Origin of the sequence: Afifella sp. YEN Y35 (assembly GCF_047553465.1) — a bacterium.
Classification (GTDB): domain Bacteria; phylum Pseudomonadota; class Alphaproteobacteria; order Rhizobiales; family Afifellaceae; genus Afifella; species Afifella aestuarii.
In genome coordinates, this window is the sequence record NZ_CP180203.1 from 3,171,162 (window position 1) to 3,193,387 (window position 22,226).

The window sequence follows — 22,226 nt, forward strand, 5'->3', positions numbered from 1 at the left end:
CGACGCTTGCGGATTGACGAATATGTAGCGGGCAGAAATGCATGGGAGCGCTTGCGGCGGTGTCTGGCTGCTGCTACCTCGCCCGGAAGGAGTACCGGATGAACACTGAGGATCTTATCGAGCGCCGCCGTTTGCGGCGCCGCGCCAGTTTCTGGCGGGTCGTCGCCTTCGTCGTGGCGATCGCCGCGGTGGCGTTTTTCGTGCGGCAATCCGGTGTCGTCGGCGGGTCCGGCGACCAGATCGCACGCATCTCGGTGGAGGGCTTCATCCCGACGCGCCCCGACGCGGTGGATCTCCTGGAGCAGGCGGCCGACACAGACAGCGTGAAAGCCATTATCCTGCGCATCGATTCACCCGGCGGCGCGGCCTCCGGAGGCGAGGCGCTCTACAAGGCCGTGCGCGATGCGGCTCAAAAGAAGCCGGTGGTCGCAACGATCGAGGGCCTCGGAGCCTCTGCCGCTTACATGACGGCAATCGGCGCGGATCATATCGTGGCGCGCGAGACAGCTCTGACAGGCTCGATCGGGGTGATCCTGCAATTCGCGACGGTCGAAAACCTTCTCGACAAGCTCGGGGTCAATTACGTCGAGGTGAAGAGCAGCCCGCTCAAAGGCGAGCCGACACCGTTCGAGGCGCCGAGCCCGGAAGCGCTCGCCATGGTGCAGTCGGTCATCGACAGCTCGTATGACTGGTTCGTCGGCCTCGTGGCGGAGCGTCGCAACCTTCAGCCCGATGCAGCGCGCCGATTGTCCGACGGCAGCATCTTCACCGGACGCCAGGCGGTCGAAAACGGCCTGATCGATGCCGTCGGGGGCGAAGACGAAGCCAAAGCGTGGCTTTCGGCGGAGCGCAACGTCTCTGCCGACCTGCCACTCAACGACTGGGAGAAGGATGAGGGGACCTTCTCCGGTCTCACCTCCGCCGGGGCGGCGGTGGTGATGAAGGCGCTCGGTCTCGAAGACCAGTTTCAGGCGCTTTTGGGGACTCTGCCGCAGCGTCTCGCTGTTGACGGGCTCGTATCCGTTTGGCAGGGTAATTCTTCAATAAGATCAGGTCGCTAGGGGGACGGCGGTGATCAAGTCAGAACTCGTACAGAAGCTCGCGGACAAAAATCCGCATCTCTATCAACGGGATGTGGAAGCGATCGTGAACGCCATTCTGGAAGAAATCGTCGGGGCTCTGTGCCGCGGCGACCGTGTCGAACTCAGGGGTTTCGGCGCATTTTCTGTGAAGAACCGGCCTGCTCGCACCGGCCGCAACCCCCGCACGGGGGAAGCCGTTTCCGTCTCGGAGAAATACGTGCCATTCTTCAAGACCGGTAAGGAAATGCGGATCAGGCTCAACGGCGGAGACGAATAAGGCGATGCAACAGCTCGCTTGGCTCATCAAGTGGATCATCCTTCTTCCGATCCTGGTGGTGATCGCGCTTCTCGCCGTCGCCAACGATCAGACGGTGGCGCTCAGGCTCAATCCGTTCGACGCCGACGATCCCGTTCTCAGGGTCGAGCTGGCCTTGTATCAGGTGGCGTTCGCAGCCTTTGCCCTCGGTGCCATCTGCGGCGGTATCGTCATGTGGAACGGGCAGCGCAAATATCGCCGCCAGGCCCGCGAAAAGCGGCATGAAGCGGCGGCGCTTCAGGCTCGCGCCGACAAAGCAGAACGGCAGGCGCATCAAAATGCCGGCCTTCTGGCGGGGCCGGCGCCGCGCGCCTGAGGGCAGATCTTGCAATGCGCGTCATTCCCGCAGCGGATATCGCGGATGTTCTGACCTTCCCGGAGCTCATCGAAACTCTGAGAAGCGCCTTTCGGCAAGGGGTGGTGACACCTGTCCGCCACCATCATTCGATCCAGTTTCCCGATCAGGCGGAAGCGACGCTGCTTCTCATGCCGTCGTGGAACGACTTCGAGCAGCAAGGCCATTCCGGGCGCGGCTATGTCGGCGTCAAGATCGTCACGGTCTTTCCCGACAATGCGAGCCGCGGCAAGGCGGCCGTCGCCGGGGTCTATCTTCTCTTTTCCGGCAAGAGCGGCGAACCGCTCGCCGTCATCGACGGCTCTGCGCTGACGGTCTGGCGCACGGCGGCAGCTTCCGCGCTCGCCGCCTCCTATCTCGCCAGGCCGGATGCCAAGCGCCTGTTGATGGTGGGAGCCGGAGCGCTTGCCCCCTACCTCATCGAAGCGCATGCGGCCGTGCGCCCGATCGAGGAAGTGCTGATCTGGAACCGACGCCCTGAAAAGGCGGAGCGGCTTGCCGAAAGGCTGCGCCCACGGCGCTACCGTCCGCATTTCACCGAAGATCTGGAAGGCGCCGTACGGGGGGCCGACATCGTCTCCTGCGCGACCTTGTCGAACCATCCGATCGTCAAGGGCGAATGGCTCAAGCCCGGCGCCCATCTCGACCTCGTCGGCGGCTTCCGCCCGGAGATGCGCGAAACCGACGACGACGCCATCCGCCGTGCCCGCGTCTTCGTCGACACGCGCGAGGGGGCGATGAAGGAAGCGGGCGACATCGCGCAGCCGCTCGAAAGCGGCGTCTTGACGGCGGACGATATCACCGCGGACCTCTTCGAGCTCACACGCGGCGAGAAGGCCGGCCGCCGCTTCTACGATCAGATCACGCTGTTCAAATCGGTCGGAACGGCGCTCGAAGATCTGGCCGCTGCGGTCCTGGTGTTTTCGCGCGCCTGACCCCTCGTCTCGGCGAAGTCTTCTCGGGGCGCTTGAAACGTCGACGGTAAAATCGTATATCGGCACCAACAATTCTCGAATACCGTCGAGAGTGGGTCCTCCGGGTCCCGCTCTTTTTTATTGCCGCCACTTGGCTCAAGCCGTTGCTGCAAGGCGGGTTTCCGCATCTTCGGGAGGAAGATGACCGACTCAGACATGCACACTCCGTCGAGCGAGCGATTGATCCGCGAGACCGGACTGGAAGCACGTATCGCGCACATCGCCGAGCCCGTCGTATCGGGTCTCGGCTACGAACTCGTGCGCGTCAGAGTGCTGGGCCAGAACGGCATGACCGTGCAGATCATGGCCGAGCGTCCGGATGGGACGATGGGCGTCGACGATTGCGAAGCCATCAGCCGCGACCTGTCGCCGGCGCTCGATGTCGACGATCCGGTCGGACGGCCTTACAATCTTGAAGTGTCCTCTCCTGGCATCGACCGCCCGCTGACGCGGGTGAAGGACTTCGAATTGTGGGCCGGCCACGAAGCGAAGATCGAAATGGCGGCCTTGCAGAACGGCCGTAAGCGCTTCCGCGGCATCCTGCTCGGTGTGCGCGATGGCTCAACGGGCATGCGGGTGCCGAGCGAAGGCGGCAGCGACGATGTGTGGCTGCCGCTTGCCGAGGTCGCCGATGCCAAGCTCATCTTGACCGATGAGCTGATCGCGGCGACGCAGGCGGACCGCCAGAGCGACTGAACGACGAACGAGGGTCAGGGATTTCGGTCCCGATCGCTTCAGGCCCGCAAGGGCAAGGATAACAGGCCCGGTGGGCCGGGAAACGGAGCTGTCCAATGGCAGTGAGTGCAAACAGGCTCGAACTTCTGCAGATCGCCGACGCGGTGGCGCGGGAGAAGAGCATCGACCGCCAGATCGTCATCTCCGCCATGGAAGACGCGATCCAGAAGGCGGCGAAATCGCGCTATGGCGCGGAAACGGATGTGCGCGCCGAGATCGATCCGAAAACCGGCGACATCCGCCTGCAGCGTCTCCTGGAAGTGGTCGAGACGCCTGAAGATTTCGCAACGCAGATTGCGCTTGAAGACGCGCGCGGCCGCAACCCCGCAGCGCAGGTCGGCGACTTCATCTCCGAACCTCTGCCGCCGCTCGATTACGGCCGCGTCGCCGCGCAATCGGCCAAGCAGGTCATCATGCAGAAGGTGCGTGACGCCGAGCGCGACCGTCAGTACGAAGATTACAAGGACCGCATCGGTGAAATCGTCAACGGCACGGTCAAGCGCGTCGAATACGGCAATGTCGTCGTCGATCTCGGCCGCGGCGAGGCCATCATCCGCCGCGACGAGCTGATCCCGCGCGAAAATTTCCGTTACGGCGACCGCGTCCGCGCCTATGTCTACGATGTGCGGCGCGAGCAGCGCGGGCCGCAGATTTTCCTGTCGCGCACGCATCCGCAATTCATGGCGAAGCTCTTCACCATGGAAGTGCCGGAAATCTACGACGGCATCATCGAGATCCGGTCCGTTGCCCGCGATCCGGGCTCGCGGGCGAAGATCGCCGTCATCTCCAACGATTCATCCATCGATCCGGTCGGCGCCTGCGTCGGCATGCGCGGTTCGCGCGTGCAGGCCGTGGTCGGCGAATTGCAGGGCGAGCGCATCGACATCATCCCCTGGTCGCCGGATGCGGCGACCTTCATCGTCAATGCCTTGCAGCCGGCGGAAGTCTCCAAGGTGGTGCTCGACGAAGATGCTGAACGCATTGAGGTCGTGGTGCCGGAAGACCAGCTGTCGCTCGCCATCGGCCGCCGCGGCCAGAATGTGCGGCTCGCCTCGCAGCTCACCGGCTGGGATATCGATATCCTGACGGAAGACGAGGAATCCGAGCGCCGCCAGAAGGAATTCCAGGAGCGTACCGAGCTCTTCCAGAATGCCCTCGACGTCGACGAGATGGTCGCGCAGCTCCTCGCCTCGGAAGGCTTTGCCGACGTGGAAGAGATCGCCTTCGTGGAAATCGACGAACTCGCCACCATCGAGGGCTTCGACGAGGACACGGCCGAAGAGCTGCAGATGCGCGCCCGCGAATACCTGGAGGCTCTCGAAGCCGAACAGGACGAGGAGCGCAAGAAGCTCGGCGTCGCCGACGATCTCAAGGAAATCACCGGCGTGACGACGGCCATGCTCGTCGCCTTCGGCAAGAACGACGTGAAGAGCGTCGAAGATCTCGCCTATTGCGCCGTCGACGATCTCGTCGGCTGGACCGAACGCAAGGACGGCGAGACGAAACGCTTCGCCGGCATCCTCGACGACTTCTCGCTGTCGCGCGAAGAGGCGGAGGAAATGGTCATGGGCGCCAGGCTTCATGCCGGCATCATCACCGAAGCCGATCTCGCTCAGCCTGAAGAGGAGAGCGACGAGGCCGAGGAGGAGGAGACGGCATCAGCGTGATCGAGGCGGCTCCAGCTCTTGCAGAAAAGCACTCCGGCCCCAAAATAGGGAGGAGGCGAATGTGTGCCGTCTCCCGGCAGGTGCTGCCGGAGGACAGGCTGATACGCTTCGTCACATCTCCCGAAGGCGACGTCGTCGCCGATCTCAAAGCACGCCTCCCCGGGCGCGGCATGTGGCTCGAAGGGCGGCGACCCGTCATCGAGGAAGCCCGCCGGAAGCATGTTTTCGACCGTGCTTTGAAGACCAAGGCAAAGGTCGCTGACGATCTCGGTGATCAGGTCGCCGCACTTTTGAAGAGCCAGCTTCTCGGCCGCCTCGGACTTGCGGCAAGAGCGCGGCAGGTGGTGTGCGGCTTTGCCAAGGTCGAAGCGGCCCTGCGTTCCGGAGAGGCAATCTGCCTCGTCCATGCTGTCGAAGCGGCGGATGACGGACGCAACAAGCTGGCGGGCGCCGCGCGGCAAGGTCTGGCCTCGACCGGCACAGACGAGCCCCTTCTCGTCGCCCATTTGACGACCGCCGAATTGGGTTTGGCATTGGGGCGGCCACATGTGATACATGCTGCCGTGCTGGATGGCGCGGCGGGACGAAGTTTTCATGACGCGGCGCTGCGCAATCTCCGCTTCGACAACGAGATCTGTCAGCAGCCGCCAGAGCGCGAACACGATATTGACGTCGCCGACCGGCGATGAATGGGAATAGGCATGAGCGAGACGACAAGCAAAGGCGACAAAACGCTTCGCGTAGGAGGCCGTAAAACGCTGTCCTTGAGGCGTGACACAGATACGGTGCGCCAAAGCTTCTCCGGCGGACGATCGAAAGCAGTCGTGGTGGAGAAGAAGCGTCGCCGCCACGGGGGCGGCGATCGTCCCGATGCGCCCGAAACGCCGATTCAGACCACGACACGACCGACGCAGGCCGCCAAGGCTCCGCCGCCACCGCCCACGCCACCCGTGCGCGAACAGCAGCAGCGCGGCCGCACCGGCCTCGTCTTGAAATCCTTGACCGAGGACGAGCGTGACGCCCGCGCCCAGGCGCTGGCCGATGCCCGCGTCCGCGAAGCGGAAGAACGCCGCCAGGCGGAGATCGAGGCTGCGCGCCGGGCCGAGGAAGAAAAGCGCCTCGCCCAGGAGCGCGAAGAAGCCGCGCGCCGTCAGGCTGAAGAAGACAAGCGCCGCGCCGCGGAAACGGAAGCGCGCCGTCGCAGCGAAGAAGCCGCCGGCAAGCACGAGGCGACCCCGGCCGCCGGGGATCAGGCCGCAGCGCCGGCTGCCACGACATCTGCGCCTGCCGCAACGGCCAAGGCCGCAAAGGCAGCTCCGGCTGCCGCCGGCGGAGCCGCGGGCAATGCCGACGAGGCGCCCAAGGAAATCCGTGCCGTGCAGAGGCCGAAGCGTCCCGAGGTCGCCAAGCCCGCCAAGAAGACGACGGGTGGCGGTGATCGCCGCCGCGGACGCCTCACCGTGACGAACGCCCTCGAAGATGGCGACCGCGAACGTTCGCTCGCTTCGATCCGGCGCAAGCGCGAGAAGGAGAAGCGTCAGCAATCCGGCTTCTCGCCCTCGAACGAGAAGATCGCGCGCGACGTGACCATCCCGGAGGCGATTTCCGTGCAGGATCTCGCCAACCGCATGGCCGAACGCGCGGTCGACGTGATCCGGCTTCTGATGAAGTCCGGCACGATGGTGAAGATCACCGACATTCTCGATGCCGACACCGCACAGCTCGTGGCCGAGGAAATGGGTCACAACGTGCGCCGCGTGGCCGCATCCGACGTGGAAGAAGGTCTGTTCGACGTGCCGGATGTGCCAGAAGATCTGCTGCCGCGGCCGCCGGTCGTGACCATCATGGGCCATGTCGACCACGGCAAGACCTCGCTTCTCGACGCGATCCGCGAAACCAAAGTCGTCGCCGGCGAAGCGGGTGGCATCACCCAGCATATCGGCGCCTATCAGGTGGAGAAGAACGGTCAGAAGATCACCTTCATCGACACGCCGGGCCACGCCGCCTTTACCGCAATGCGTGCCCGCGGTGCGCAGGCGACGGACATCGTTGTCCTGGTGGTGGCGGCCGATGACGGCGTCATGCCGCAGACGGTGGAAGCCATCAATCATGCGCGCGCCGCCGGCGTGCCGATGATCGTGGCGATCAACAAGATCGATAAGCCCGATTCCGATCCGATGCGCGTGAAGACCGATCTTCTGCAGCATTCGGTGGTCACGGAATCGATGTCTGGCGACACGCTCGAGGTCGAGGTTTCGGCCACCAAACGGATGAATCTCGACGGACTTCTGGAAGCCATTCTGCTGCAGTCGGAGCTTCTCGACCTGAAGGCCAATCCGAACCGCAGCGCGGAGGGCATCGTCGTCGAGGCGCAGCTCGATCGTGGGCGCGGTCCGGTGGCGACCGTGCTCGTGCAGCGCGGCACGCTGCATTCGGGCGATATCATCGTGGCCGGTTCCGAATGGGGCCGTGTGCGCGCACTCATCGACGACACCGGAGCCCAGGTGAAAGAGGCCGGGCCGTCTCGGGCCGTCGAGGTGCTCGGTTTCCAGGGAACGCCTGAGGCCGGCGACCGCGTCGCGGTCGTCGAGAGCGAAGGCCGTGCCCGCGAGATCTCCGAATATCGTCAGCGCGTGCGCCGCGAAAAGGCGGTCGCCCGTCAGACGGGACAGCGGGGATCGCTGGAGCAGATGATGAACCAGCTGCAGGTGGAAGGCACCAAAACCTTCCCGCTGGTCATCAAGGGCGACGTGCAGGGTTCGGTCGAAGCCATCATCGGCGCTCTCGACAAGATCTCCACGGACGAAGTCGCGGCAGACATCGTGCATTCGGGCGTCGGTGGCATCACCGAATCCGACATCACGCTGGCGGCGGCCTCCAATGCGGCGGTCCTCGGCTTCAACGTGCGTGCCAACAAGCAGGCCCGCGAAGCGGCAGCCCGCGATGGCGTCGAAATCCGCTACTACAACATCATCTACGACCTCACCGATGACGTGAAGGCGGCGATGTCGGGCATGCTTTCGCCCGAACGGCGCGAAACCTTCATCGGCAATGCCGAGATCCTGGAGGTGTTCAACATCACCAAGGTCGGCAAGGTCGCCGGTTGCCGCGTCACCGAAGGCAAGGTGGAGCGCGGAGCGGGTGTGCGCCTCATCCGCGACAACGTGGTGGTGCACGAAGGCCGGCTTTCGACGCTCAAACGCTTCAAGGACGAAGTCCGCGAAGTGCCGGGCGGCCAGGAATGCGGCATGGCCTTCGAGAAGTACGAGGATATGCGCGTCGGCGACATCATCGAGTGCTACCGCGTCGAAGAAGTGGCTCGGACGCTTTAAGCGTCGGCCCTTCGCCGGGTTCTCCAGAGCTTCGCCTCCGGCATAGCCGGGGGCGTTGACGCTCACGTGGCTCGGCCCCGGTTCTATCGTTGTCGGGATGCGCGACCCTGCCGCGGCCGACATTCACTCATCAATGCCGTTGCCTTGAACGACCATGTCCCGTTTTGAAAGTTCCCATTCCGCCGGCCCGTCGCAGCGTCAGCTGCGTGTGGGCGAACTCGTCCGCCATGCGCTCGCCGAAGTCCTGCAGCGCGGCGAAAGCAACGATCCGGCGCTCGATGGCGTCATCGTGACGATCGCCGAAGTCAGAATGTCGGCGGATCTCAAGCATGCGACCGCGCTCGTCCATCCCCTCGGCATCGAGGATGGCGACGGCGTCGTTGCCGCGCTCAACCGCAATGCACGTTTCCTGCGCGGGCGGATCACGCCTGCGCTGCGCCAGATGCGCGCCATGCCGGATCTCAAATTCCTCCTCGACACGCGCTTCGAGGACGATGCGCGCATCGACGAATTGCTGCGCTCGCCGGAAGTGCAGAAAGATCTCCACGACGACGATGAAGAGGAAGGCCGCTAGACATGTCCCGTCGGCGCAACAAAGGCCGCGACGTTGACGGCTGGCTCGTCCTCGACAAACCCGTCGGCATGACCTCCACGGAGGCCGTCGCCAAAGTGAAACGGGCTTTCGACGCAAAGAAGGCCGGCCATGCGGGGACACTCGATCCCCTGGCCTCCGGCTGCCTGCCGATCGCCCTCGGCGAGGCGACGAAAACCGTCGCTTTCGTCATGGATGGGCGCAAGGTCTACGAATTCACCGTGCGCTGGGGCGAGAAGACGGAAACCGACGATCGCGAAGGCCCGGTCGTGGAGCGCTCGGACGTGCGACCCAGTGAAGACGACATCCGCGCCCTCATTCCCGATTTCACCGGCACGCTGTCGCAAGTGCCGCCGCGCTACTCGGCCGTCAAGATTGCGGGTGAACGCGCCTATGATCTCGCCCGCGACGGGGAGACGGTCGAGCTCGAACCGCGGGAGATCGTCGTGCACCGGCTGGATCTCGTCGATTGTCCCGATGCCGATCACGCAATCTTCCACGCCGAATGCGGCAAGGGGACCTATGTCAGGGCATTGGCGCGCGACATGGCCGAAGAGCTCGGCACGGTCGCGCATGTCTCCGCCCTTCGCCGGCTCGTCGTCGGGCCATTCGGTGAAGACGACATGGTGCCCTATTCGGAGCTCGAGGCGAACGCAGAGACGCCGGGCGCCTTGTTGCGACCGGTCGAAGCGGGGCTCACCGATCTTCCCTCGATCCGGATCGACAATCAGGCCGCGATGCGGCTCAGAAACGGCCAGGCGGCTTTCCTGCGCGGTGCCGACGCCCCGATCGGCGGCAGCGCCTACACGGTTTCGGAAGGTCGCCTTGTCGCGCTCGTCGATATTGCCGGCGGCGAAATGAATCCCCGGCGCGTTTTCAAGCTTTAACGCGCCGGAGTACCCGCGGCAGCGGCTTAAAGCTGGAAAAATGCCGCATTCTCGCTTATATGAGCGCTGGCGCCGCCTGCCCTTCGGGTCGCTGGGCGGCGTTTCTTATAAGGCCTTGGCTGGACGACATCCCGGCTGATGGCATCACCACGAAAGGATACGAGATGTCGATCACACCCGATCGCAAGCAGGAACTGATCAACGAATACGCCACGAAATCGGGCGATACCGGCTCGCCGGAAGTGCAGGTCGCGATCCTCTCTGAGCGCATCGCCAACCTGACGGAGCATTTCAAATCGCACGCCAAGGACAACCATTCCCGGCGCGGCCTTTTGAAGCTCGTCTCGCAGAGGCGTCGGCTCCTTGATTACCTGAAGCGCAAAGACGCGGAGCGTTATCAGGCGCTCATTTCCCGTCTCGGGCTGCGCCGCTAGGCGCCTAATACAGGCAGCGGACGGCAAAGGCCGCCGCTGCCTTTTGATGTTCAAGGCTGGAACGGCCATGGCAGGATCGCTGGATGGTCTCGCTGCCGGGACCGGAGCGAAGACCTTCCCGCCATCTTGCGCATGGTCCTTCTCGCCTCCATACGAAAGGCAGAACACCCATGTTCGATCACCAGACAGTTGAAATCGACTGGGCCGGGCGTCCGCTCCGGCTCGAGACGGGCAAGGTTGCCCGTCAGGCGGACGGCGCCGTCGTCGCCACTTACGGCGAGACCACCGTCCTCGCCACCGTTGTCTCCGAAAAGGAACCGAAGCCCGGCTTCGACTTCTTTCCGCTGACCGTCAACTACCAGGAAAAGTACTACGCGGCAGGACGGATTCCGGGCGGCTTCTTCAAGCGTGAGGGACGTCCGACCGAAAAAGAGACGCTGACCTCGCGCCTCATCGACCGGCCGATCCGTCCGCTTTTCGCACCGGGCTACAAGAACGACACCCAGGTGATTGCGACCGTCCTGTCGCACGACCTTGAAAACGATCCCGATATCGTCGCCATGGTCGCGGCTTCCGCGGCCCTCACCCTTTCGGGCGTTCCCTTCATGGGCCCGATCGGCGGTGCCCGGGTCGGCTACATCAACGGCAGCTACGTTCTCAACCCGACCGTGGACGAGGTGAAGGAATCGCGCCTCGATCTCGTCGTCGCCGGCACCGGCGATGCCGTCCTGATGGTGGAATCGGAGGCGGACGAGCTTCCCGAAGACGTCATGCTCGGCGCGGTGATGTTCGGTCACAAGGGCTTCCAGCCCGTCATCGACGCCATCATCAAGCTTGCGGAGCGTTCCGCCAAGGCGCCACGCGCCCATGAGGTCGAAGACCGGAGCGCCCTTCTCGCCCAGGTCCGCGACATCGTCGCGGAGGATCTGAAGGCCGCCTATCTCATCGCCGACAAGTCCGAGCGCAAGGGCGCGGTCGACGCCGCCAAGGCGAAGGCCGTCGAGGCGCTGACGGACGAAACCAACCCGGACGCCCCGTCGAAGCAGGTCGTCGGCGACATCTTCAAGAAGCTCGAAAGCGAGATCGTCCGCGGCCGCATTCTCGACGAAGGTGCGCGCATCGACGGTCGTGACCTGAAGACGGTCCGTCCGATCGTGGCCGAAGTCGGAATCCTGCCGCGCACGCATGGCTCGGCCCTCTTCACCCGCGGCGAGACACAGGCCCTCGTGGTCGCCACCCTCGGTACCGGCGAAGACGAGCAGATGATCGACAGCCTCGAAGGCACCTACAAGGAAGCCTTCATGCTGCACTACAACTTCCCGCCGTTCTCCGTCGGCGAGACGGGCCGTATCGGCTCGCCGGGTCGCCGCGAGATCGGCCACGGCAAGCTCGCCTGGCGCGCCATCCACCCGATGCTGCCGCCGGCGCACGAGTTCCCGTACACGTTCCGCGTCGTCTCCGAGATCACGGAATCGAACGGCTCGTCGTCGATGGCGACCGTCTGCGGCACGTCGCTTGCTCTGATGGACGCCGGTGTGCCCCTGAAGAACCCGGTCGCGGGCATCGCCATGGGTCTCATCAAGGAAGACGAGAAGTTCGCCGTCCTCACCGACATCCTCGGTGACGAGGACCATCTCGGCGACATGGACTTCAAAGTCGCCGGCACGACCAGCGGCGTCACGTCCTTGCAGATGGACATCAAGATCCAGGGCATCACCGAAGAGATCATGCAGGTCGCGCTCGACCAGGCGAAAGACGGCCGCATGCACATCCTCGGCGAGATGTCGAAGGCGCTGACGCAGGCCCGTCCGGAGCTCGGCGAGTATGCGCCGCGCATCGAGACCCTGAAGATCCCGGTCGACAAGATCCGCGAAGTCATCGGTTCCGGCGGAAAGGTCATCCGCGAGATCGTCGAGAAGACGGGCGCCAAGGTCGACATTTCCGACGACGGAACGGTCAAGGTGGCCTCGCCGAACGGGGAATCGATCCGCGCGGCCATCAAGTGGATCCGCTCCATCACGGACGATCCGGAAGTGGGCGCGATCTATCGCGGCACCGTGGTGAAGACCGTCGATTTCGGCGCCTTCGTGAACTTCTTCGGCTCCAAGGACGGGCTGGTGCACATTTCCCAGCTCAACAACGGCCGCCCCGCCAAGGTGACCGACGTCGTCAAGGAAGGCGACGAGGTCTATGTGAAGCTCATGGGCTTCGACGAGCGCGGCAAGGTGCGCCTCTCCATGAAGGTCGTGGACCAGGAGACCGGTGAGCCGATCGAGCCGGAAGCCGCGTAAGCGAACTGGCAGACAAAACAGGAAAGGGCGCCCACGAGGCGCCCTTTTCTTTTTCGGGTCTTTGACTTTCTGAGGCGGGGGTTTGCCGGACCCTCCTCGCGGCAAGTCCGATATCCTCAGCCGTTCGCAACGAGCCGAATGTTGCGCCCGCCCCCACGTGTCGGGCCAGGCGGGGGAGTGGCCGCCCCATCGCCTTCACCCGCCGCTGTCGCTTTTGCGGCGCGGCTGCGCGCGGCGGTCGCCAGCGCCTCTTGCCCGATGACCTCTTCGACGGTGACGGGCGCGCCATAGAAATAGCCCTGGGCGAGGTTGCAGCCGCTTTCGCGCAGCAGATCGCGATGCGCCTCGTTTTCCACGCCCTCGCCGACGACCGCCATGCCGAGCGACTGGCCGAGGCGGCATACCGCTGACACGACGGCGCGGGCCTTTTGCGGGTCGGAGATGCGCGACAGAAACGTTCGGTCGAGCTTGATCTTGTCAAAGGGATAGCGAGACAGAAGACCGAGGCTCGAGGTTCCGACACCGAAATTGTCGAGGACGAGGGAGACCCCGGCTTCGCGCAGCCGTTCAAGCCGCGAAAACGCCGCCTCTTCTCCGCGTCCGAGAATGCTTTCGTTGACCTCGATTTCGATACGGTCGGGGGGAATGTCGGAGTTCGCCAAGGCTTCGGCGATGTAGGTCTCCGTGCCGTCGCGCTGCAGCTGCGCAGCCGAAAGATTGACCGCCACCCGAACGCCGGCCGGCAGGGCACGGCAATCGCGGGCGACCTGGCGAATCACCCATTCTCCCATCGGAATGATCAGGCCCGTCTCCTCGGCAACCGACAGGAACATCGATGTCGGGACGAGATTCTGATTGGTGAGCTTCCAGCGCAGAAGCGCCTCATAGCAGACGACCTCACCGCTCTTCAGATCGTATTGTGGCTGATAGAGGAGCGTGAAGAGGTCGTTCTGGATGGCATAGCGCAGGCCGTCTTCCAGAGTTTCACGCGAGCGCTGGTCCTCTGCCATCTTCGGATCGAAGAAGCGCCAGGTCTGTCGTCCCCCCGCCTTGGCCCGATAGAGGGCGAAATCGGCGTTTCGAATCAGTGTCTTGGCGGTGTCGCCGTTGTCCGGCCCGACGGTGATGCCGATCGAGCAACCGATGGTGATCTCGTGGCCTTCGATCCGAAACGGCTGCTCGATCAGCCGGATCATGCGATCGGCAAGCGCGGGCAGAGCATGGTTGTCGTGGACGACAGGGACGATGACCGCGAATTCGTCACCCGAGAGACGGCAGAGCAGATCTTCGTCGCGCAGGGAGTTCTTCAAGCGCTCCGCCGTCGCACGCAAGAGATTGTCGCCGACCGGATGACCAAGTGTATCGTTGATGCTCTTGAAGCCGTCGAGATCGAGGATCAGGAGACCGATCTTGTGGGTCTTTTCGGAGGCCGTTCCAAGCATCTCTCCGAGGCTTTGTTCGAACTTCTTCCGGTTGCCGAGCCCTGTCAGCTCGTCGTGCATCGCGATGTAGACTAGATCCCGTTTCTCACGCTGCATTTGCTGCGTGCGATAGGTGTAGCCCGCCATGAAGGAGAAGAACGTCACAACCGCGATGCCCGTCAGATAGACGAGTTGCCTGTTGAACGTCGTCAGGAGCTGCGACGCCTCAAATGTCTGGTCGAAGCGGACGGCGACCTGGCGTCCCTCGGGAGTGATCGGGAAAACGACCCAGGTCGCGAAATGCGGCGAAAGAAACAGGGATTCGTCGACGGCGTGGACCGAACGCTGCTGGTTTCCGAGCTGGCTCCCCTCCGTCTTCAGGATCGGCCGAAGCTCCTTTTCGGACCGACCTTCATCGCCGACCACCGTCACGACGCCCGTCTGCGGATCGTCGACGGCCAGGGTATCGATGGCGAAGGAGCGCAGAAGCGGCGCGTTGAGCGCTTCGGAACGCCCGTCGAGAAGTCCCTCCAGGCCGCTTCGACCGTGGCGGGCACTCTCGTACCAGGCCGTGGCGACGAGCGCGGCCTCGTTCTTCAGAACCGCGCGGATCTGGTAATGGCCGACAAGGAAAATGCCGACGACCACACTGACGGCGATGAGGACCGCAAGAAGCGGAGAGACGAGCCTCTTGCCGATCAGACGCATCCTTACTCCCCAACGCTGCGATGGCCATGCCATCCGATCGTCGGGAAGCTAGGTCACCGCGCTTAGAGAAGCGTAAATGGAGGTTGCGAGAGGCTGTGGGAAACGGGGATATCGGCGCGGCGAAATGGCAAGCCGACCAAGCCTCGACGCCCGAAAACGGCCTATTCCGAGGCCGCTTCCTCGTCGATGATATCTTCTTCCCGCTTCAACATCTCCAGCCGCGGCATCGAGACGGTGCTGTAGCCGGAATCGACGAAATGGATCTCGCCCGTGACCGCCGCCGAAAGATCGCTCAACAGATAAAGGCCGGCACCGCCCACATCGGAGATCGTCACGGCCCGGCGCAGCGGCGAATTGGCCCGCTGATAGTTGAACATGAGCCGCGCATCGGAGACGCCCGAACCGGCGAGGGTGCGCACCGGACCCGCCGAAATCGCGTTCACGCGAATGCCAGCCGTGCCGAAATCGCTCGCCAGATAGCGCACCGAGGCCTCGAGCCCGGCCTTGGCGACGCCCATGACATTGTAATTCGGCATGACGCGCGTGGAGCCCGCATAGGTCAGGGTGAGCGCGGACGCTCCCGGCGACATCAACGGCGCCGCGCGGCGCATGATGTCGGTGAAGGAGAAACACGAGATCACCATCGTGCGCACGAAGTTCTCGCGCGAGGTATCGACGAAACGGCCCTTCAACTCGGCCCGGTTGGAGAACGCAATGGCGTGGACGAGGAAGTCGAGCTGTCCCCAATCGTCGGCGATCTTTGCGAATACGTCGTCCATGGAGGCGTCGTCCTCGACATCGCAAGGATAGACGCGGGTCGAGCCGACACTTTCGGCCAGCGGCTTCACGCGTCGGCCAAACTGTTCGCCCTGATAGGTGAAAGCGAGCTCGCCGCCATGTTCGGCGACCGCCTTGGCGATGCCCCAGGCAATCGAATGATCATTGGCGACACCCATGACGAGGCCGCGCTTGCCTTCCATCAGGCCTTTCATTTGAGACATCAGGAACCGAGCCGTTGAAACACCAAAGTGGCGTTGGTGCCGCCAAAGCCGAAGGAATTCGACAAGGCTGTGTTGATCTCCACGCCGTCGCGCCGCTCGCGCAGAATCGGCATGTCGGCGAAGGCGGGATCCATCTCCTCGATGTGAGCGCTCTCGCAGATGAAACCGTTTTGCATCATGAGAAGCGTGTAGATCGATTCCTGAACACCCGTGGCGCCTTGCGAATGGCCGGTGAGCGACTTCGTCGCCGCAATCGGCGGGCATGCATCGCCGGAGCCGAACACCTCGCGGATCGCCTCGATCTCCTTGAGGTCACCGACCGGCGTCGAGGTCGCGTGCGGATTGATGTAGTCGATCTTCTCGCCGACATTCTGAAGCGCCATGCGCATGCAGCGGATCGCCCCCTCGCCGCTCGGCGCGACCATATCGACACCATCGGAGGTGGCGCCATAGCCAACGATCTCGGCATAGATCTTGGCGCCCCGCGCCTTGGCGTGCTCCAGCTCCTCGAGCACGAGGACGCCCGCGCCGGCGCTGATGACGAACCCGTCTCGGTTTTTGTCGTAAGCCCGCGAGGCAATGGCTGGACGATCGTTGTACTTCGTGGACAGCGCGCCCATGCCGTCAAACAGCACCGACAGGGTCCAATCGAGCTCCTCGCAGCCGCCGGCGAACATCACATCCTGCTTGCCGTACTGAATCTGCTCGCAGGCATTGCCGATGCAATGGTTGGACGTGGCGCAGGCCGAGGAGATCGAATAATTGACGCCCTTGATCTTGAACCAGGTCGCAAGCGTCGCGGACGCGGTCGACGACATGGCTTTCGGCACGGCGAAGGGGCCGACCTTTCGCGAGGAACCAGCCTCACGGGTCTTGTCGGCCGCCTCGATGATGGCACGGGTCGAGGGCCCACCAGAGCCCATGATGATGCCGGTGCGCTCGTTGGAGATGTCGTCCTTCTCGAGGCCCGAATCTGCGATCGCCTGTTCCATCGCGACGTGGTTCCAGGCCGTGCCGCCGCCGTGGAAACGCATGGCGCGTCGGTCCACGACCGTGCTGGCATCGAGCGTCGGCGCGCCGTGCACCTGACTGCGCAGGCCATGCTCGGCATAAGACGGCGCGAACACGATCCCCGAGCGCGCTTCCCGCAGGCTGGTGAGAACCTCCTGCGTATTGTTGCCGATCGAGGATACGATCCCCATACCGGTGACGACGACCCGTCGCATCACCTTCTCCCTTTGATAGTCCGGTCCTGGCGCGCCTTACGCGGTGGCGACAGCCTGATTCGCTGTGAACAGCCCGACCTTCAGATCTTTTGCGCGGTAAATGACTTCTCCGTCGGCCTTCAGCCAGCCATCGGCGATGCCGAGCGTGAGTTTGGAGCGCAGGATGCGCTTCAACTCTATTCCGTACTCCAGTCGTTTGACGGTCGGAAGAACCATACCGGAGAATTTCACTTCTCCGACGGAGAGCGCGCGGCCCTTGCCCGGGGCACCGAGCCAGCCGAGGAAGAAGCCAAGAAGCTGCCACAGGGCATCGAGACCCAGGCAGCCCGGCATCACCGGATCGCCATGGAAATGGCAGGGAAAGAACCAGAGGTCGGGACGGACCTCCATCTCGGCACGGATCCGCCCCTTGCCGTATTCGCCACCTTCGTCAGCAATCTCCGAAATACGGTCGAACATCAGCATCGGCGGCAGCGGCAATTGCGCATTGCCCTCCCCGAAAAGCTCTCCCCGCCCGCAGGCAAGAAGGTCCTCATACTCGAAATGGCTGCGCCGCTCATTCATTGCATTGGTCTTTCTGTGAGGCGGGTCATTTGGGTTCCTTAACGACAACCCGCTACCTAACATACCGCGCGGCGTAGCGAAACCGAGCCGCGCGGCAACAGCGACACAGCGTCAGAGTTGTCAGAACGATACAAATTCGCATATAGGGCTAAAGGCAGCGTCCTATAAACTCTTTGACTGCCGAGAGCGAGCTGACATGACGGCTATACACAACCACAATTCGCCTGAGCAGCTGACCCGTTGGCTGCGTCGTGCGGGTCTGCGGCCGACGAGACAGCGTGTGGCCCTGGCCGGCTTGCTGTTCAAGAAGGGTGATCGGCATATTTCCGCAGAGCTTCTGCACGAGGAAGCGCAACTGATGCGGGTGCCGGTCTCGCTTGCGACGATCTACAACACCCTGCATCAGTTCACCGAAGCCGGGCTGCTGCGAGAAGTCGCAGTCGATGGGGCGCGGACCTATTTCGACACGAACGTGTCCGACCACCACCATTTCTTCGTCGAAGGGGACAATTCCCTTATCGATATCGATGGTCCGGTGAGCCTGACGCACGTTCCCGAGCCCCCCGAAGGCATGGAAATCACCGCCGTCGAGGTCGTGGTGCGGGTGCGTCGCCGGACAGACGCCTGAGACGAAAGCCAGGTGGCAGTTCCTCAGTCGTAGCGGCCTAAGAGAGCTTTGCGCCGGACGGAGTTGCAGCCTCTCGCCCCATCGGGCGTTTCCCAGACAATTGCCGCAGCGAAGGGCCGGCGGCGCCTTCGCTGAACGGCGATCGGTCGTCAAATGGGAGGAGCTTCGATGGCCAATGTCAGGCTGAGCGGCGTCGATAAGGCTTTCGGCAAGGTCAAAGTGCTCGAGGGCATCAACCTCGACATCGAGGATGGGGAGTTCGTCGTCTTCGTCGGCCCATCCGGTTGCGGCAAATCCACGCTTTTGCGCGTGATCGCCGGGCTTGAAGACATCACGCGCGGCACGCTCGAAATCGGCGGAGAGACCGTCAACGACCGCACTCCGAAGGAGCGCGGCATCGCCATGGTGTTCCAATCCTACGCGCTCTATCCGCATATGAGCGTGTACGACAACATGGCCTTCGGGCTCCGCCTCGACAAAGGGGCCGGGCGCGATGCGGTGGACAAGCGGGTTCGCGAGGCGGCGCGCATTCTCCAGATCGAGCCCTATCTCGACCGGCTGCCGAAGGAGCTTTCCGGCGGCCAGCGTCAGCGCGTGGCGATCGGCCGCGCGATCACCCGGGACCCGGCGGTCTTTCTCTTCGACGAGCCCTTATCGAACCTCGATGCGGCGCTGCGCGTGCAGACGCGCATCGAGATCGCCCGTTTGCACGAGAAGATGCCCGACACGACCATGATCTACGTGACCCACGACCAGGTGGAGGCGATGACACTCGCCGACCGCATCGTCGTGTTGAACAAAGGCCGGGTCGAGCAGGTCGGCACGCCGTTGGAGCTCTACCACCGGCCAGACAATTTGTTCGTGGCGAAGTTCATCGGCTCGCCGGCGATGAACATTCTAGCTGCCACCTTCAGCACCACGCAGGACGGGCTGCGGGTCGCGCCCGAAGGCGGCAGAGACCTCACTCTCCCACGCCCCGAGGGGATCGCCATCCCACAAGGCCCTGGTCATCTCGGTGTCCGACCGGAAAGCCTCCGCCTCGCGGAAGCCGGCGAGGACACATTGATCGAAGGCGAGGTGACGCTGGTGGAGCTTCTGGGCGAGGTCACGCTCGTCTACGTCGATATCGGCCGCCAAGACGATCCCGTGGTGGCGAAACTTGCCGGCGAAGTGGCGGTCGAGCGCGGCGAAAGCGTGCGTCTTGCCGCCAATGCCGAAGATTTGCAGCTCTTCGACGCAAATGGCCGGGCTCTTCGACACGAACGACTGCAGAAAGCCGCCTGACCGGCCGTTTTTCGCGGACGTGCCACACGGGCGATCCCGCTCGGGCGAGGACGCATGGCGCCGCTCATCCCCCTGCGGATGATCGCGGGAAGAGGCTCGAGCGCCCCTTTGCGACATCACTCGGCCTTTGGTTGCCGCGGCTTTACCGCGGATGCGCGCCTCATGCGGCCGCGGCAAGCAGAGACGCGCTCTGGCGGTAGCTCAAGGCCTCCGCCACATGGATGCGGCGCACCTTTTCCTCCTGGTCGAGGTCGGCGAGCGTGCGCGCGACCTTGAGGACGCGGTGGTAGCCGCGCGCCGATAAGCCCATCGCTTCCGCGGCATCGCGAATGAGACGGGCACCGGCCTCGTCCGGAGCTGCGACATCTTCCACCACGCGACTGCCGGCGCGCGCATTGATGCGCAGGCCCGGCAGGCCGCGGGACAGGTAGCGCTCCGCCTGCATCGCACGCGCCGCCGCCACACGCTCGCGCACCGCCGCACTCGGCTCCGCTTCGGCCGGGCCGATCAGATCGATGGCGGAGAGTGCCGGCACCTCGATGCGAAGATCGATGCGGTCGATCAAAGGCCCTGAGAGCCGGGCCTGATAATCGGCCGCACAGCGGGCGCCACGCCGGCAGGTGTGCCCGGGCTCGCCCGCCATACCGCAGCGACACGGGTTCATCGCCGCAATCAATTGAAACTCAGCCGGGTAGGTGACCCGGTGATTGGCGCGCGCGATGACGGCTTCGCCGGTTTCGAGCGGCTGGCGCAGCGAATCCAGCACGGCCGGCGTGAATTCCGGCAATTCATCGAGGAAGAGCACGCCGTGATGGGCAAGCGACACCTCGCCCGGACGCGCATTGATGCCGCCGCCGACCATCGCCGCCATGGAGGCCGAATGGTGCGGTGCCCGATAGGGTCGCTGGCTCGACAGCCGCCCGCCGGCGAGGGTCCCGGCGATCGAGGAGATCATCGACACGTCGAGGAGTTCCCGCGGCGCAAGCGGCGGCAAGATCGAAGGCAGCCGGCTCGCCAGCATCGATTTGCCGGCCCCCGGAGGGCCGATCATCAGCATGTTGTGGCCACCGGCTGCGGCAATCTCCAACGCCCGTTTGGCGCTCTCCTGACCGCGGATCTCTGAGAGATCGGGAAGCGCCTCGCTCGCGGCGCGAAGTGCGGGCTTGGGCTGGGACAGGACCTGACTGCCGGCGATGTGATTGGCGAGCGCAATCAGGCTCTTCGGCGCCAGAATGGCGAGTTCTTCACCGGCCCACGCAGCCTCCCCGCCGCAGCTGGCGGGGCAGATGAGCCCCTTCTTCAGCGCATTGGCGCTGATGGCGGCCGGCAGCACACCCGCCACCGCTTCGATGCGACCGTCGAGGCCGAGTTCCCCAAGCACCACATGATCGCTGACGGCATCGGCCGGAATGGCGCCCATCGCCGCCATCAGGGCAAGCGCGATCGGCAGATCATAATGGCTGCCTTCTTTCGGAAGGTCTGCCGGGGCGAGATTGACGGTGATGCGCTTGGCCGGAAGCGCGAGACCCGACGCATGAATCGCCGCCTGCACACGTTCTCGACTTTCCGCCACCGCCTTGTCGGGCAGGCCGACAATGTTGAAGAGCGTGCGCCCCGGCGCGATCAGCACCTGGACATCGACGGGGATCGCCTCGACCCCGCGAAAAGCCACTGTCGTAACGCGAGACACCATCGTCACCACCCCCGTTCTGATTGCAGAATGACTCAGCTTTTGGAGGATGACAAGAACGAAAAAGGAACACGATCCGAGAGGCGCACCTGTTGCGCAAGAGAAACAACATGAAACGCATCAGTCACTTTTTTGCGTTTCCGGGCCCCCAGTCCTTGAAACCGTCACGCCCGCGGACTTTATGACAAATACATAACATTCGCGGCGGATCGACGCTGCGGGTGCGAACAGGCGGCCGGGGCACATGGTCTGCGATTCGATTGAAAAGAGGCGCGCTTCGGCGCGCCTAAGGGCGTTTTTTGCGCCGGTTTGGGCGTTCGTCACCGGACCGGAAACGATGCACGCGCAAGCGGACCGGCGGTCCGGGGCGGGCATCGTCAATCTCAGCCGGGCGATCCCGTTTGCGCGCGGAGGTCGACGGCTCTGCTTTGTCGATCCCTCGCGTAAAGATCGCGGGATCAAGGTGCGGCGACCGGATTACACGCTCGCCGACCAGCGCCGGTCAAAGGCCGCGTGGAAGCGTCTGCGACCGCTCGTGCGCTTCGACGACAACCGCCAGGACGAGCACATTCTGCGCCGCCTCGGTCAGGTCCGCGGCGAGGCAGCCTTCGCGCATGTGGCGCGGCAGTTCGGCTTCCTGCAGACAAGCCTCGGGATGGGGCTCTCGGTGGAGCTCATTCGCGACGGCGACGGCGAGATTTCACGCACCCTCGAAAGCTATCTGACGATCCACGGCTATTCGCCGGAATGTCAGGCGGCGGTTGAGACGTTTTGCGACCATCTCGTCACCTATCGCGTGCCGACGCGAAAAATCATGTTGTGCAATGTCCTCGTCCAGGAAGACATCGACGGCCAAATCCGCCGGCTCGTCCTCATCGACGATTTCGGCACGACCAATTATTGCCCGTTCTTCCTGCGCACCGACGCGTCGCAAGAACGCAAGGTGTTGCGCAAGGTCGACGATTTCGTCGCCCGCATTCACGGCTTCGTCGCCGGCGAGGTGATGCCGTCGGCCGTCTCGCTTCTCGACTAAGCCAGG

The 22,226-nt window shown here is 63.9% G+C and carries 20 protein-coding genes; 15 read left to right on the forward strand and 5 right to left on the reverse strand.

The features are described 5' to 3' along the window. Positions 1-98: 98 nt before the first annotated feature. From sppA to pnp, 12 genes are all read left to right on the forward strand, one after another. Positions 99-1,061, forward strand: coding sequence for a signal peptide peptidase SppA (gene sppA, locus ACK8CP_RS15060; RefSeq protein ID WP_414832364.1), 963 nt, complete (start codon positions 99-101; stop codon positions 1,059-1,061). A 10-nt stretch (positions 1,062-1,071) separates the two neighbouring features. After that, a complete protein-coding gene (gene ihfB / locus ACK8CP_RS15065; RefSeq protein WP_234629982.1) occupies positions 1,072-1,359 on the forward strand; it encodes an integration host factor subunit beta in 288 nt (95 codons plus the stop codon). A 4-nt stretch (positions 1,360-1,363) separates the two neighbouring features. Continuing rightward, positions 1,364-1,714 carry a lipopolysaccharide assembly protein LapA domain-containing protein gene (locus ACK8CP_RS15070; protein ID WP_234629983.1) on the forward strand — a complete coding sequence of 117 codons (351 nt, stop codon included), beginning with the start codon at positions 1,364-1,366 and terminating at the stop codon, positions 1,712-1,714. Between the two features lie 14 nt (positions 1,715-1,728). After that, the gene (locus ACK8CP_RS15075; RefSeq protein ID WP_414832365.1) at positions 1,729-2,688 is read left to right on the forward strand and encodes an ornithine cyclodeaminase family protein; all 960 of its coding nucleotides are present in this window, start codon (positions 1,729-1,731) and stop codon (positions 2,686-2,688) included. A gap of 180 nt (positions 2,689-2,868) precedes the next feature. Further along, positions 2,869-3,423, forward strand: coding sequence for a ribosome maturation factor RimP (gene rimP / locus ACK8CP_RS15080; protein ID WP_414832366.1), 555 nt, complete (start codon positions 2,869-2,871; stop codon positions 3,421-3,423). A gap of 95 nt (positions 3,424-3,518) precedes the next feature. Next, positions 3,519-5,129 (forward strand): transcription termination factor NusA, encoded by a 1,611-nt coding sequence (gene nusA, locus ACK8CP_RS15085; RefSeq protein WP_234629986.1) that lies wholly within the window; start codon positions 3,519-3,521, stop codon positions 5,127-5,129. A gap of 59 nt (positions 5,130-5,188) precedes the next feature. Further along, positions 5,189-5,818: an RNA-binding protein gene (locus ACK8CP_RS15090; protein WP_234629987.1), complete on the forward strand. Its 630-nt coding sequence runs from the start codon at positions 5,189-5,191 to the stop codon at positions 5,816-5,818. A 12-nt stretch (positions 5,819-5,830) separates the two neighbouring features. Beyond that, positions 5,831-8,461, forward strand: coding sequence for a translation initiation factor IF-2 (gene infB / locus ACK8CP_RS15095; protein WP_414832367.1), 2,631 nt, complete (start codon positions 5,831-5,833; stop codon positions 8,459-8,461). A gap of 154 nt (positions 8,462-8,615) precedes the next feature. After that, on the forward strand, positions 8,616-9,035 hold the full coding sequence (gene rbfA, locus ACK8CP_RS15100) for a 30S ribosome-binding factor RbfA (protein WP_414832368.1): 420 nt from the start codon (positions 8,616-8,618) through the stop codon (positions 9,033-9,035). 2 nt (positions 9,036-9,037) lie between these two features. Then, positions 9,038-9,940 (forward strand): tRNA pseudouridine(55) synthase TruB, encoded by a 903-nt coding sequence (truB, locus tag ACK8CP_RS15105; RefSeq protein ID WP_414832369.1) that lies wholly within the window; start codon positions 9,038-9,040, stop codon positions 9,938-9,940. Positions 9,941-10,104: 164 nt separating this feature from the next. Continuing rightward, complete coding sequence (gene rpsO, locus ACK8CP_RS15110) at positions 10,105-10,374, forward strand: 30S ribosomal protein S15 (RefSeq protein ID WP_092812128.1); 270 nt, start codon at positions 10,105-10,107, stop codon at positions 10,372-10,374. A 170-nt stretch (positions 10,375-10,544) separates the two neighbouring features. Further along, complete coding sequence (pnp, locus tag ACK8CP_RS15115) at positions 10,545-12,665, forward strand: polyribonucleotide nucleotidyltransferase (protein ID WP_414832370.1); 2,121 nt, start codon at positions 10,545-10,547, stop codon at positions 12,663-12,665. Between the two features lie 116 nt (positions 12,666-12,781). Here the strand turns inward: pnp and ACK8CP_RS15120 are convergent, their stop codons facing one another. The 4 genes from ACK8CP_RS15120 to fabA form a co-directional block, all read right to left on the reverse strand. Next, positions 12,782-14,794 (reverse strand): putative bifunctional diguanylate cyclase/phosphodiesterase, encoded by a 2,013-nt coding sequence (locus ACK8CP_RS15120; RefSeq protein WP_414832371.1) that lies wholly within the window; start codon positions 14,792-14,794, stop codon positions 12,782-12,784. Between the two features lie 161 nt (positions 14,795-14,955). Further along, positions 14,956-15,786, reverse strand: a complete 831-nt coding sequence (gene fabI / locus ACK8CP_RS15125; protein ID WP_234630378.1) for an enoyl-ACP reductase FabI — start codon at positions 15,784-15,786, stop codon at positions 14,956-14,958. An 8-nt stretch (positions 15,787-15,794) separates the two neighbouring features. Then, positions 15,795-17,021 carry a beta-ketoacyl-ACP synthase I gene (fabB, locus tag ACK8CP_RS15130; RefSeq protein ID WP_128290423.1) on the reverse strand — a complete coding sequence of 409 codons (1,227 nt, stop codon included), beginning with the start codon at positions 17,019-17,021 and terminating at the stop codon, positions 15,795-15,797. Positions 17,022-17,057: 36 nt separating this feature from the next. Further along, on the reverse strand, positions 17,058-17,585 hold the full coding sequence (fabA, locus tag ACK8CP_RS15135; protein ID WP_128290424.1) for a 3-hydroxyacyl-[acyl-carrier-protein] dehydratase FabA: 528 nt from the start codon (positions 17,583-17,585) through the stop codon (positions 17,058-17,060). Between the two features lie 196 nt (positions 17,586-17,781). Here fabA and irrA point away from each other — a divergent pair, with 196 nt between their 5' ends. After that, on the forward strand, positions 17,782-18,213 hold the full coding sequence (gene irrA / locus ACK8CP_RS15140; protein ID WP_234629994.1) for an iron response transcriptional regulator IrrA: 432 nt from the start codon (positions 17,782-17,784) through the stop codon (positions 18,211-18,213). 168 nt (positions 18,214-18,381) lie between these two features. After that, positions 18,382-19,497, forward strand: a complete 1,116-nt coding sequence (locus ACK8CP_RS15145) for an ABC transporter ATP-binding protein (protein WP_414832372.1) — start codon at positions 18,382-18,384, stop codon at positions 19,495-19,497. A 160-nt stretch (positions 19,498-19,657) separates the two neighbouring features. Here ACK8CP_RS15145 and ACK8CP_RS15150 read toward each other — a convergent pair whose 3' ends face one another. Continuing rightward, positions 19,658-21,190: a YifB family Mg chelatase-like AAA ATPase gene (locus ACK8CP_RS15150; protein ID WP_414832373.1), complete on the reverse strand. Its 1,533-nt coding sequence runs from the start codon at positions 21,188-21,190 to the stop codon at positions 19,658-19,660. A gap of 334 nt (positions 21,191-21,524) precedes the next feature. On the opposite strand from ACK8CP_RS15150, the gene ACK8CP_RS15155 reads away from it, so the two are divergent. Beyond that, on the forward strand, positions 21,525-22,220 hold the full coding sequence (locus ACK8CP_RS15155; RefSeq protein WP_414832374.1) for a YrbL family protein: 696 nt from the start codon (positions 21,525-21,527) through the stop codon (positions 22,218-22,220). Positions 22,221-22,226 lie beyond the last annotated feature (6 nt).